Here is a 12,407-nt window from a genome sequence, read left to right as displayed (position 1 = left end):
ATATGTGGTAACCCTTGCAAGCCTAATTAATATCTTTGTTAACAAGGAGCTTATCATGAAAACTCTTATCTCCACATCGGCGGCAGCCCTGCTCGCGGGTGCGGCTCTGGCGACGTCGCCGGCAGCCATGGCTGTTGGTACCTTCGCGCCCAGACTGGGTGACAGCGTCACGATCGGTTGTACTCTCCCGGGCGGTCTGAATGGCTCCAAGGTTTACAGTATCGATCACAAGAACGCCACCAACCAGGACATCCAGATCCCGGTTGATCTGGAAGACAGCTGCTCGAAGGCGCTCAACAACCTGACCCCGAAGACCGGCAGCGGCATTCTGTTCGACGTGCTGCAGACTAACTGTGGCCAGAGCCAGTCTCTCGGCACCCAGAACAACTTCCTGGGTGTATGGCAGGCTGCCGGTCAGTCGCCCAGCAACAGCCTGGCAGCTATTTCCAATGACCCGACCGCTACCGGAACCATCATCAATGCGCTGGTTACCCAGCAGCTGGCACCTCCGGGACCGGCACAGCCCGTGCTCCTGGCGCCGCCGAACGCAACCAGCAATTATGCACTGGTCTCCTATACCTTCGTCTGTGCGCTGCCGACGGGCACCCTGTCCTATCTGCTGATCGCGCAGGATCTGCAGCCGGCTAACTAAGTCCGGGCTGATCACGCCGTCATGTAAGCATCGCTGAAGCCCGTATCGGGATTCGGTTGATGGGCCGCTTGGTGGAGCCGCTATCGATGCTATCGATATGCTCCATCGAAGCGGCTTTATATTTTTGATTGTCTATGCCTGTCGTTCGAGTGTTTGCCTGTTCGGTGGCGCATCAGCGGGATGTGTGGCCGGAATTTTCGGGTGGAGTGCCCACACGGATGGCTGGCAGTTCCAGTTTTTTCGGTTTGACTGCCATCAGGTCGTCGCTGATCTGCGGCTTATGGATTTTCAATATCAGGTGGATCTACGCATGAAACTGATAAGTTCCCTACTTATGGCGTGTGCCTTTGTATTTGCCGTGCCCGCGATGGGTGCTCAAGGTGCTGACAAGGATCTTGCCTCCTTGCAGGGGGTATGGGAAACCCTTGATTTCAGGGCCGATGGCGACGTCGCGCCCGATAAGCTCAAAATGCAAATCAGGCTGATTTTCAAGCAGGACAAGCTACAGATATTTGGCTTGTCCAAGGAGGGGCGTGAATACAGCATTAAGCTGGATCCGGAAAAGAAACCGAAAGTTATTTTCATCACGCCGATTGGCGGGGCGTTCAAGGATCAGACGGTCCCTGGTATCTACGAGGTCGAGGGTGGCAACCTCAAATTTGTGATGCCTAATCAAGTGATCAGCGAGCCACCCAAGGCCTTCGAAGCACCCAAGGGCTCGAATCTCGCCTTGTTTGTTTCCAAGCGGTCCAAGTAACCCGTTGCAAAACTATCGATCGACTTTGGTGTCGGGGAGATGAGTGTGCATGTGCAGAAGAGGGTTTCGTCTGTTTTGACAGGCATCGCGCTCCTGGCGGTGCTGCTGTTGTTGGCCATCTGGTTGCTCAAGCGATTCCTGCTGACACCTCCCGCTGGTCTGGAAGCGATGCAGCCTGTCAACCTGGACGACTTTGCCGGGCCCTGGCACGAAATTGCCCGCCTGGACAATGCTGTCGAGGCGGACATGAATCCCGTGCACCTGGCCTTCCGCCCAGGCCTGCCGCAGGAGGGCGGAAGAGCCTATGAGATCAGCCTCGTAGGGCATCTTGAAGGGGGCGATGAAAGGCGTTGGCGGCAAACTGCGATATGGACGGCCGAGAAAGTGCAGGCTTCGCAAGGGAGTCTTCAGATTCCCTGCGGCTTTGCGGGGCTCAACTGTGGTCTGCACATCATCGCCATCGCGGCCAAGACCCGGCATTGGCTGATGTTGACAGGGCCGACACGGCAGTTTCTCTGGATCATTGCCAGGGAACCCGCCATGTCCGAAAGCGAGCTGCTTGCCGTTTTGGAGCAAGCCAAGGAAATGGGCTTCGATACCCGCGATGTGGTGCTTGGCAAGAACAAGATGCCGTCCCTGCCCACGCTGCCGGCTCTGCCCTATGAAACGCCCATATCGAAGATGCCGCCACCGCCGAACCTTTCCGGGCAAGGCGCTGACGAACCCTTGAACATGCCCTCAGAGCCACCGCCAATGCCGATTGTGCCGCCACCGATGCCGGCGGGGCCACCGCCAATGCCGGCGGGGCCACCGCCAATGCCGGCTGAACCGCCACCGATGCCCTGAGGCATGAAGGGCCCCCGACGCTCCGTTCGGGGGTTTTCTTTTTGGTGGCTCGCCTTATCGCTGCGCGATTCGATTCAGGCCATGTCCAGCGCATATCGGATCATCGTTCCTCATGATCCGGCGCAATTCCCGTCCACCGCCCTGGTAACGCCCCGCGCGACACCGCATGCCAGTGCCGTCCTCTCCGAGCGGATGCCCAGCAAAACCGGGGTGGCCGCGACCTATCGCTACTGAGGCCGGCTCGCCCTCGGCAGAGCGAGGACAAAAAGGCGCCTCCGGGCGATCTGTGCGCCAGCCGCCGGCTCGAAAGAGAAGATTCCGGAAAAAGAACGAAAAGCGAGGCTAAGCCGGGTTTGCCGCAAGGCCCCGGCAGACTCGCATGATCGGCGAGAAGCGAGCCTCGGAGCACGTCTCTTGACTTCGCTTGGAACTGATGCCTTGATTCCGAGGTTTTCGGCGAACGATAACGGCCCATGGACATGCGAACCGCAAGGCCGGATGATGCGCCGCGCATCAGCGCTCTCGTCCGCGATCTTACCTGCAAGTACATCGCGCACGAATTTTCCGAACAGGGAGCCGGCCGCTTGCTCGAACCGATGAGCGAAGCGGCGATCGAGGGTTATCTGGAGTCGGGTTATCGGTATCATGTCGCCGAGGAAAACGGCGAGTTGGCCGGCGTGATCGCGATCAGGGGCAATCGCCATCTTTATCATCTGTTCGTGTCCGAGCGTTTCCAGGGCAAGGGCGTGGCGAGAAGGCTCTGGGACGTCGCCAAGGCCGCGAGCCTCGATGCCGGAAACCCCGGCGTATTCACCGTCAATTCTTCCCGCTACGCCGTCGGCCTCTATGAGACATTCGGATTCGTCGGGCAGTCCGAAGCGATCGACCGTTCGGGCGTGATCTTTATACCCATGAAGCTGGAGTCGGCAATTCGTGAATAAATTTTGGAGCCCGGCCGTCCGGGATTTGACCTCTTACACCCCCGGCGAGCAGCCCAAGTTGAGCCATCTGATCAAGCTCAACACCAACGAAAACCCTTATCCGCCTTCGCCCAGGGTGTTGGAAGCCTTGCGCGGTGAGACGGGCGAAACGCTCCGGCTTTATCCCGATCCCGAGGCCGATCGCCTGAAAGAAGCCATCGGCCGATTTTACGGCGTCGAGAAGAAGCGGGTCTTCGTCGGCAACGGATCGGACGAGGTGCTGGCCCACACATTTCAAGCGCTGCTGCAGCACGGCTCGCCCATTCTGTTCCCCGATATCACCTACAGTTTCTATCCGGTTTACTGCGGCCTTTACGGCATCGAACACGCCTGCGTTCCGCTGACCGAAAGCTTCGAGATCCGGATCGACGATTACCGCTGCCCGAACGGCGGAATCATCTTCCCGAATCCGAACGCGCCCACGGGTTGCCTGCTGCCGATCGCCGAGATCGAGGCGCTGCTCGAATACAACACCGAATCGGTCGTCGTGATCGACGAAGCCTATATCGATTTCGGCGGCGAATCCGCCGTGGCGCTGGTCGAACGCTTCCCCAATCTGCTGGTGATCCAAACCCTGTCCAAGTCGCGGTCGCTGGCGGGCCTCCGGGTGGGTTTCGCCATAGGAGACGGCGGCTTGATCGAGGCTTTGGAGCGCGTGAAAGGCAGCTTCAATTCCTATCCGCTGGATCGCCTGGCCATCGCCGGCGCGGTGGCGGCGTTCGAGGACCGGGATTATTTCGAGAGCACCCGGCAAGCCGTCGTCCGCAGCCGGAACCGGCTCGTCCGGGAGCTGTCCGGATTGGGTTTCGAAGTCTTGCCGTCCGCCGCGAACTTCGTGTTCGTCCGGCATCCCTTTCGGGACGTGGCGGAACTGACGGCGGCGCTGCGGGAGCGGCATATCGTCGTACGCCATTTCAGGCAGCCGCGGATAGAGCAATTCATGCGCATCACCATCGGCACCGACGCTCAGTGCCGGGCTTTGGCGGACGCGCTCGGGTCTATCTTGCGGTCGCCGCGCTGAAAACGATGGCTCCGGATTTTCGCCGAAGAACGGCTCATCGCGCGGGCGAATCCGCAGCCCGCGGTCATGTCGTCGGGACGGGTCCGGGCTTCTGCCGGCGTTTGTTCTGCGATTGGCCTTCCTGCCCGCACCCGCGCGTCTTTGAGTCCCCGCATTGGATGGTGATGCTCTGTGGCCACCTTCATCATCGCCTGCCTGCCGGCTTCAGAAAACTTGCCGGGATGGCTGCGCCTGGGACTCGCGCAGGAAGCGGAAGATGGCCGGGTTGCCGCAACCCGCGGCATTGAAGCGTAGCCAGGGCGAGGCTTCCTGCTGCGGCCTGAACAGGGCGCCGGGGGCCAGCATGATGCCCTGGCTGGCGGCCGCCGCGGCCACGTGCGTGGCGTTTTCCGACGCCGCGCGCCGGGCCCAGATGAACATCCCGTCCTCCGCGTCCTGGTAGATTTCCAGCCCGCTGCTCTCGAGATTCCGGATCGCCTCGCCGCGCGCCTTGCGCAGGCGCGAGCGCAGCTTCTCCAGGTGTTTCCGGTAATAGCCATCGGTAAGCAGTTCGTAGACCAGCCGTTCGTCGATTTCCGGGGTGGTCAGGCTGGTCAGCAGCTTGAGATCGGTCAGGCTCTCAGCCACCTCGTACCGGCAGGCCAGGAAGCCGACCCGGAGGCTTGCGGAAACGGTTTTGGAAAAACTGCTGACGAACACCACCCGTTCCAGTTGGTCGAGCGTCGCAAGGCGCGTTGCCTGCCCGGTCAGCAAGTCGCCATAGATATCGTCCTCCACGATCATCAGGTCGTAGCGTTCGGCCAGTTGCAGAACCCGGTGGGCAACCGGCTGGGTAATACTGACTCCGGTCGGGTTGTGCAGCAGGGTATTGGTGAAAAACACCTTGGGCCGGTGCTCCTCGATCAGGCTTTCCATCGCGACCGTATCCGGCCCCTGCGGGGTCCAGGGCACGCCGACCAGTCGCGCCCCGGACAGCTTCAGATAGCCGAACAGGGTGTAGTACCCGGGATCGTCCACCAGCACGGCGTCGCCCGGTTTGACGAACAGCCGGCTGATCAGGTCCAGGGCATGGGTGGCCCCGCGGGTAGTGACGATCTGCCGGGTCGAGCAGCCGATACCCTGGTCGTCGAGCCGCCGTGCCAGCAGCGACCGCAAGGGTTCGTAGCCGGCCGGCAGACCGTAGCCGGTCAGATAGGCGCCGCTTTTGCGGGCGAGCGTGCGCAGACTCCGCTGAATGCCCTCGCCATCCATCCACTCGCCGGGCAGCCAGCCGGCCCCGGGCATGGCAAGGTGGGATTGCTCCTGCAGGGCATTGCGCAGCAGCCAGAGCACGTCCATGGCCCGCTCCAGCCGGCAGGACTGATTCGCCGCAGCACCGGCCTCCGAGCGTTGCGCCACGTAAAAACCCGATCCTTGCCGGGATTTCAGGTAACCCATCGCGACCAGCCGGTCGAAGGCCTGGACCACGGTGAACTTGCTGACCCGATGCGTGTTCGCGAAATGCCGGATCGACGGCAGGCGCGCGCCAGGCCGCAAGGCGCGCTCGTCGACGCGCTGCTTGATGCCGGCCACGATCTGCTCGATCAGGGGCCGGCTGTCGTGGGGATCGAGGTTGAGGGAATGCATGATTGTTATGGTTCCATGGCCGATACAGTCTAGTGGGTTGAATGGCAACTGTATCTGTATTGTCCAGACTTGGGGGCCTATGGTGACGCTGACACGGTTCGGAGACACCCTTGACGGAGGTATGCCACATGCAAGCGGACGCGATGACTCTACGGCGGGCCTGGCTGCCCGCCTTCCTGGGCGTGGCCGGGTTCAGCCTGACGTTGCCCGCGACGCGCATGGCCGTCCTGTATTTCGATCCCTGGCTGGTTGCCCTCGGGCGCGGCGTGCTCGCCGCAGGGTTGGCCGCCATGGCCTTGCTGGTCACCCGGCAGCCCCGGCCAAAGCGCCATCAGCTCGGGCGTCTGGCCCTGGTTGCCGTGGGGGTAGTCATCGGGTTTCCGGTCCTTTCCGCCTGGGCCATGCAGCAACTGCCGGCATCCCACGGCAGCATCACGCTGTCGCTGACGCCCCTGGCGACGGCCTGTTTCGGCACCTGGCTGGCGCGCGAGCGATTGCCGGCACGTTTCTGGATTGCGGCACTGTGCGGCGCCGGCGCGGTGTTCGGATTCGCCCTCGACGCCGGTGGCGGCAAGCTTCGCCCGGGCGATCTCTGGCTGTTCGCAGCCGCCTTGCTGGCGGCCCTGGGTTATGCCGAAGGTGCCCGCTTGACCCGCAGCCTCGGTGGCTGGCAGGTGATCAGCTGGGCGCTGGTGCTGGCCGCGCCCTGGTTGCTGCTGCCCCTGTGCTGGCTGGCGCTCCATGCCGAACTCTCGGCACCGCCTTCCGCCTGGGGCGGGTTCGTCTATGTCGCCGTGGTCAGCCAGTTTCTGGCATTCGTGTTCTGGTATCGCGGTCTGGCCCTGGGCGGTATCGCGCGGATGGGTCAGCTCCAGTTGCTGCAACCGTTCCTGACCCTGGGCGCTTGCGCCGGATGGCTGGGCGAGCCGTTGACCGGCTCGCTGTTCGGCGTGGCGGCCATCGTGGTGACCAGCCTGTGGGTCAGCCAGCGCGCACCGGCGCGATTGGTCGAGAGCAGGCCCGACGGCCATCGCGGTTCGGCAGTCCGTGATGTCCTGGATCAGGAAGCCGTCTTCAAGCGTCACGGGCAGTGCCGGCGTGGTACCCACGGTAATTTGAAGGCGGCTTCCAGGAACAACCACATTCCAATCAGGAACGATCATGAAGCTTTATGACATGGAATTATCGGGGAATTGCTACAAAGTGAGGCTGTTTTGTTCATTGCTGGGGGTGAATTGCGAGTCCATCCCTGTCGACCTGATGCAAGGGGAACACCGGGAGGCAGCTTTCCTGGCCTTGAATCCGCGTGGCCAGGTGCCGGTACTGGATGATGCCGGCATCCTCGTGTGGGATTCGATGGCGATCCTGGTCTATCTGGCCAGGAAACACGGCGGCGATCGCTGGCTTCCCCTCGATGCGGCGGCGATGGCTAGTGTCATGCAGTGGCTGGCGGTGTCGGAAAACGAAATCCTGTATGGACTGGCACGCGCCCGTGCGATCACCCGTTTCAATCGTCCCTGGGAACTGGCACCATGCCAGGCCTTGGGCCGGGCCGGACTGGCGGTCATGGAACGCCATCTAGGGCACCAACCATGGCTCGCCACCGACCGCCCGACCATCGCCGACATCGCCTGCTATCCGTATGTCGCGCTGGCTCCGGAAGGTGGCGTCGCGCTGGACGAGGTTCCCGAGGTCCGGCAATGGATCGCGCGTATCTGCGCCTTGCCGGGCTACATCGGCATGCCGGGGCTGTAAGCATGGCACCCCGATTGTCCCGCCGTGCCGGACGGCTCACCAGCTCCCTGGTCCGCGACATCCTGCAGCTGACCCAGCGGCCCGGCATGATTTCCTTTGCCGGTGGCTTGCCGGCCATCGATGCGATGCCGCCCCTGAATTTCCGGGACTTCGCCGATGATGCTCGGCAATACGGTCCCAGCGAGGGGGAACCGGCCCTGCGCAGCCTGGTCGCACGCAATCTGTCGGCACTGGGCATGGCTTGCAGCGTCGAGCAGGTGCTGGTGACGTCCGGCTCGCAGCAGGGTATCGATCTGGTCGGCAAGCTGTTCATCGATGAAGGTGCGCCGGTCCTTTTGGAAGCGCCCACCTATCTCGCCACGATTCAGGCGCTCGGCGTGTATGGTGCGGAATTCGAGGGGCTCCCGCTGTCCGCCGACGGCATCGACCCGGACAATCTGCGCCGGGCCATCGCCCATCGTCGGCCGGCGTTCGTCTACCTCATCCCGACGTTCCAGAACCCGTCCGGCTGTTGTTACACGGACGAGATCCGGCGTGCCGTGGCCGAGATTCTCGACGAGACCGGGGTGCCGCTGATCGAGGACGATCCCTACCGGGATCTGGTTTACCAGCCGGTCGACCGGACGCCGCTCTGTGCCTACCTGGAACGGACGCCCTGGGTTTATCTCGGCAGCTTTTCCAAGATCACCGCGCCGGGTTTGCGGGTGGGCTACCTCGCCGCGTCGCCATCGTTGTTCTGCGGACTGGTCCGGCTGAAACAGTCCAGCGACCTGCACACCAACCGGATCGGCCAGGCCTGGCTGACGCAGTTTCTGGACTCGGCCGGGTTCGCTGAACACCTCGCGCGGCTGCTGCGGCTCTACGGGGAACGGCGTGCTGCCATGCAAGCTGCCTTGCGGCAGCATTTCGGCGGACTCGCCGAGTGGCGGGCGCCGGCCGGTGGCCTGTTCTTCTGGCTGCGCCTGACCCGCGAATGCGACACCCTGGCGGCGCTGCATGCGGCACTGGATCGCAAGGTGGCGTTCATGCCGGGCGATCCGTTCTTCCCCACGGGAGAACTGCGCTATCCGGCCTTGCGTCTCAACTTCAGCCATGCGTCCCCGGAACAGATCGCGCAGGGCGTTGCCTGGCTCGCGGAGATTCTGGACGAAGCCGCCAGCGCGCAACGTGACCGCGCGCGCGTCGCCCTGATGTCCCGGTAAGTCTTTTTATCGAAACGAGGTGCCTGTCATGCGTCTGACTCTGGTCATCGGCAACAAGAATTATTCCTCCTGGTCCCTGCGGCCCTGGCTGTTCCTGAAACACCATGGCATTCCGTTCGCGGAAATCCGGATCCCCCTGTACCGGGAGGACTCGCCGGCTCGCATCGCCGCTTACGCGCCGGCCGGCAAAGTCCCCGTGCTGATTGACGGTGACGTGACAGTCTGGGATTCGCTGGCCATCCTCGAGTATCTGGCCGAGCGCTTCCCGGAAACCCGAGGATGGCCGGCGGCGATGCCCGACCGGGCGCAGGCCCGTTCCCTTGCGGCGGAAATGCATGCGGGCTTTGCCGCCCTGCGCGGTCACTGCGGCATGAACTGCCGGCGGCCGCCGGCGCCCAAGGCCTTGCCCGAAGCGGTCTCCCGGGATGTTGCGCGCATCGGCCAAATCTGGCGCGAGTGCCGTGAACGGCATGGAAACTCCGGTCCCTGGCTGCTGGGCCAGTTCAGCAGCCTGGACGCCATGTACGCGCCAGTCGCCCTGCGCTTCCACTCGTATCAACTGGAGGCCGGGCCAGCGGCGCTGGAATACGTGAACACGGTGCTCGGCCATCCGGCCGTGGCGGAATGGGTCGCGGCGGGCAAGGCGGAAACCGAGATCATCCCGGCATTCGAGCCATGAAAACGAAAACCTGGATGGCACTGCTGGCGGTTTACCTCGTCTGGGGGTCGACCTACCTGGTGATCCGCTTCGCGGTGGAGACCCTGCCGCCCTTTTTGTCGGCCGGCCTCCGCTTTCTGGTTTCGGGCGCGATCCTGTTTGTCTGGCGCCGCGTGGCCGGCGATGCTCTGCCGACGCTGCGTCAATGGCGATCGGCGGCCATTGTCGGCACCCTGCTGCTGCTCGGCGGCAACGGCCTGGTCGCCTGGGCCGAGCAGACCGTGCCTTCGGGCGTCGCAGCCCTGATCATCGGCGCGGTGCCGATGTTCATGGTGATCGCCGACGCGCTCAGGCCGCGGGGCGAGAGACCGGGTGTTGGCGTGATGGCGGGGCTCGCTAGCGGTTTCGCGGGGATTTACCTGCTGGTCGGCCCTTCGCGCGACGCCGATGGCCTGCAGCCGGATGCTTTCGGCATGACGGCGCTCCTGACCGCCGGTTTCCTGTGGGCGGTCGGCTCGATCTGCGGCAAGGCCCTGGACCTGCCGAAGTCCGCCCTGATGGCCACGGGCGCGGAAATGCTGACCGGCGGTGTCGCCCTGATGGCCGCGAGCGCCATCGCCGGTGAGTTGAGGGGGTTCAGTTTCGCCCAGGTGTCCGCCGACTCATGGCTGGCCCTGGCCTATCTGGTCGCCTTCGGCTCGATGATCGGTTTCGTCGCTTATGCCTGGCTCCTGCAGAACGCGCCGATTCCGCTGGTATCGACCTACGCCTACGTCAATCCGCTGGTGGCGGTGTTCCTCGGCAACTGGTTCGCCCAGGAACCCTTGACCCCGCGCATCCTGTCGGCGTCGGCGATCATCGTCGGATCGGTGGTGTTCATCAGCGCCGCGGGCCGGTCGAAAGCCCGCAAGCAACCGGTGGCTGTGGCAAGCGAATAGCGCGTTTCCGGCACTCCGCCGCCGATATCGGGGGCACGACAACGCAGGTTCCGTGCGCGGGGCTAGGCGTCGGTCGGGTTCTCGATCGTCTCGACCGTGCTGACCAGTATGCCGTCGCGGAGCAAGGTCCGGATGTGGGTGCCGGGCTCCACGGCCACCGGTGAATGCAGCAATGCCCCCGTGTCCACGCGGGTGGTGATGCTGTAGCCCCTGGCGAGGGTGGCCAGCGGACTGACAGCATGCAGGGCCTGGGCCAGGCGTTCGGTCCGGTGCTGCGCGAGATCGTGGCGTCGCTGCCACGCGGCGGCCAGTTGCCGGCTGACCTGTTCCAGCCGTGCCTCCAGCAGCGGCATGCGCGAATCCGGGCGCGAGCCCAGCAGGCGATTCCGCTGCATCAGCAGTTGTTGCGCCAATCCCCGGCCATGCTGGCACATGGCCCGGTTCATGCGCAGTTCGAGTTCATCCAGCCGCTGCGCCCGGGTGCGAAGGCGCTGCTCGGGATGCTGGGATGCCAGCCGCTTCTCGAACTGCCGCAGCTGCTGGCGGGCCTGTTCCAGCCGCTGCCGCAGGTTCTGGCTCAGACGCCCCCGCAGCCGGTCCAGCCGGGCGAGCCATTCCTGGCGGTCCGGGCTGACGGCAACCGCCGCGGCCGATGGTGTGGGCGCGCGCAGGTCGGCGACGAAATCGCTGATGGTGAAGTCGGTCTCGTGGCCGACGGCGGAGACGACCGGAATGTGCGAGTGGAAGATGGCGCGCGCCACGGCCTCCTCGTTGAAGCACCAGAGATCCTCGGTCGAGCCGCCGCCGCGGCCGAGGATGATGACGTCGCAGTTCTTCAGCCGGTTGGCCAGTTGCAGCGCGCGGACGATCTCGTCCCTGGCGGCGCTCCCCTGCACCTTGGTCGGGTAGAGGACGACCTCGATGGCCGGAAACCGGCGCCGCAGCACGGTCAGGATGTCGCGGATGGCCGCCCCGGTCGGGGAGGTGATGACGCCGACGGTTTTCGGCAGGGCTGGCAGGGGTTGCTTGTGGATTTCGTCGAACAGCCCTTCGGCGGCGAGCCTGGCCTTGAGCCGTTCGAAAGCCAGGGCCAAGGCGCCGTTGCCGGCCGGCTCCAGACTTTCGACGATCAGCTGGTAGTCGCCGCGCGGCTCGTACAGGCTGACCTGCGCGCCCAGCAGCACGTGATCGCCGTTCTGCGGGCGGCTCCTCAACCGTTGCGCCTGGGGTCTGAACATGGCGCAGCGGACCTGTGCCTCGGTGTCCTTGAGCGTGAAGTACAGGTGCCCAGAGGTGGCGGCGGTGAAATTGGAGATTTCGCCCTCGATCCGGATCATGCCGAGGCTTTCGTTGAGCAGGAACCGGCAGACGCGGTTCAGGCCCGAGACGGTGAAGACTGGCTGCTCGGCCGGTGTGTCGGCTGTGGCCATGCCGGCCAGGGTCGCGCTCATGCTTCGGAGCGCTTGAAACGGTGGATCAGGCGCCGTTCCCGCTTGTTCGGACGGCCATCGACCGGCACGCCCAGTTCCCGCTCGGCGCGGCGGCGTTCGGCCTCCGCCTGGCGCCGCAGGCGGCTCGCCTCGCTCTCCTCGTAGAGCAGGGCGGCTTCCTGGGCCGGACGCCGCTGCTTTTGCAGGGCGGTCACGGTGATGTCCCAGGCATAGGGCTCCTTGGTGAGGGCGATGCGGGTGCCGATGCCGATCTCCTTGCCGGGTTTGCTGCGCTGGCCGTCGACGTGGACCTTGCCGCCATTGATGGCTTCGATGGCCAGCTGGCGTGTCTTGAAGAAGCGGGCCGCCCACAGCCACTTGTCCAGGCGCATGTGCTCGGCGGCAGGTTGCGACGGGCTGTTCTGCAGGGGTGGCATGGCGGCGTGACGGCGTCGGGGTGGCGAATCGGGGGCTCATTATCCCACGGCGGTCGCGCCGCCGATGATGTCCCCTGGCCACGCGGGGCTTCGGCGTTATCCGGC

14 protein-coding genes are annotated in these 12,407 nt (G+C 64.2%); 11 read left to right on the top strand and 3 right to left on the bottom strand.

What is annotated here, in order from left to right:
* Positions 1 to 55: 55 nt before the first annotated feature.
* The 6 genes from ACYQ1H_RS12495 (at position 56) to hisC (ending at position 4,256) form a co-directional block, all read left to right on the top strand.
* The gene (locus tag ACYQ1H_RS12495; protein WP_460028375.1) at positions 56 to 652 is read left to right on the top strand and encodes a hypothetical protein; all 597 of its coding nucleotides are present in this window, start codon (positions 56 to 58) and stop codon (positions 650 to 652) included.
* Between the two features lie 97 nt (positions 653 to 749).
* Positions 750 to 1,409, top strand: a complete 660-nt coding sequence (locus ACYQ1H_RS12490; RefSeq protein ID WP_460028374.1) for a TIGR03067 domain-containing protein — start codon at positions 750 to 752, stop codon at positions 1,407 to 1,409.
* 255 nt (positions 1,410 to 1,664) lie between these two features.
* Positions 1,665 to 2,255: a lipocalin family protein gene (locus ACYQ1H_RS12485; protein ID WP_460028373.1), complete on the top strand. Its 591-nt coding sequence runs from the start codon at positions 1,665 to 1,667 to the stop codon at positions 2,253 to 2,255.
* A gap of 81 nt (positions 2,256 to 2,336) precedes the next feature.
* Positions 2,337 to 2,489, top strand: a complete 153-nt coding sequence (locus ACYQ1H_RS12480; protein WP_460028372.1) for a hypothetical protein — start codon at positions 2,337 to 2,339, stop codon at positions 2,487 to 2,489.
* 239 nt (positions 2,490 to 2,728) lie between these two features.
* Positions 2,729 to 3,196, top strand: a complete 468-nt coding sequence (locus ACYQ1H_RS12475) for a GNAT family N-acetyltransferase (protein ID WP_460028371.1) — start codon at positions 2,729 to 2,731, stop codon at positions 3,194 to 3,196.
* Entirely contained in the window at positions 3,189 to 4,256 is a 1,068-nt protein-coding gene (hisC, locus tag ACYQ1H_RS12470) for a histidinol-phosphate transaminase (protein WP_460028370.1), read from the top strand. The genes ACYQ1H_RS12475 and hisC overlap by 8 nt, the downstream gene beginning before the upstream one ends.
* Before the next feature lie 204 nt (positions 4,257 to 4,460).
* On the opposite strand, the gene ACYQ1H_RS12465 is transcribed toward hisC, so the two are convergent.
* On the bottom strand, positions 4,461 to 5,882 hold the full coding sequence (locus tag ACYQ1H_RS12465; RefSeq protein ID WP_460028369.1) for an aminotransferase-like domain-containing protein: 1,422 nt from the start codon (positions 5,880 to 5,882) through the stop codon (positions 4,461 to 4,463).
* A gap of 128 nt (positions 5,883 to 6,010) precedes the next feature.
* Between ACYQ1H_RS12465 and ACYQ1H_RS12460 the strand changes: the two genes are divergently transcribed.
* From ACYQ1H_RS12460 to ACYQ1H_RS12440, 5 genes are read left to right on the top strand one after another with little or no spacing between them, the layout of a single operon-like run.
* A complete protein-coding gene (locus tag ACYQ1H_RS12460; protein ID WP_460028368.1) occupies positions 6,011 to 7,057 on the top strand; it encodes a DMT family transporter in 1,047 nt (348 codons plus the stop codon).
* Positions 7,044 to 7,637 (top strand): glutathione S-transferase family protein, encoded by a 594-nt coding sequence (locus ACYQ1H_RS12455; protein WP_460028367.1) that lies wholly within the window; start codon positions 7,044 to 7,046, stop codon positions 7,635 to 7,637. The genes ACYQ1H_RS12460 and ACYQ1H_RS12455 overlap by 14 nt, the downstream gene beginning before the upstream one ends.
* 2 nt (positions 7,638 to 7,639) lie before the next feature.
* Entirely contained in the window at positions 7,640 to 8,839 is a 1,200-nt protein-coding gene (locus tag ACYQ1H_RS12450) for an aminotransferase-like domain-containing protein (RefSeq protein ID WP_460028366.1), read from the top strand.
* A gap of 28 nt (positions 8,840 to 8,867) precedes the next feature.
* Complete coding sequence (locus tag ACYQ1H_RS12445) at positions 8,868 to 9,518, top strand: glutathione S-transferase family protein (protein WP_460028365.1); 651 nt, start codon at positions 8,868 to 8,870, stop codon at positions 9,516 to 9,518.
* Positions 9,515 to 10,435, top strand: a complete 921-nt coding sequence (locus ACYQ1H_RS12440) for an EamA family transporter (RefSeq protein WP_460028364.1) — start codon at positions 9,515 to 9,517, stop codon at positions 10,433 to 10,435. The genes ACYQ1H_RS12445 and ACYQ1H_RS12440 overlap by 4 nt, the downstream gene beginning before the upstream one ends.
* Before the next feature lie 62 nt (positions 10,436 to 10,497).
* Here ACYQ1H_RS12440 and xseA read toward each other — a convergent pair whose 3' ends face one another.
* Both xseA and ACYQ1H_RS12430 read right to left on the bottom strand, forming a co-directional pair.
* The gene (gene xseA, locus ACYQ1H_RS12435) at positions 10,498 to 11,886 is read right to left on the bottom strand and encodes an exodeoxyribonuclease VII large subunit (protein WP_460028363.1); all 1,389 of its coding nucleotides are present in this window, start codon (positions 11,884 to 11,886) and stop codon (positions 10,498 to 10,500) included.
* Positions 11,883 to 12,302, bottom strand: a complete 420-nt coding sequence (locus ACYQ1H_RS12430) for an RNA-binding S4 domain-containing protein (protein ID WP_460028362.1) — start codon at positions 12,300 to 12,302, stop codon at positions 11,883 to 11,885. The genes xseA and ACYQ1H_RS12430 overlap by 4 nt, the downstream gene beginning before the upstream one ends.
* Between the last annotated feature and the right edge of the window lie 105 nt (positions 12,303 to 12,407).

Source organism: Methyloparacoccus murrellii, from assembly GCF_054657115.1.
The sequence above is the reverse complement of the archived record's forward strand: the minus strand, read 5'-3'. Positions and strand labels throughout refer to the sequence as shown.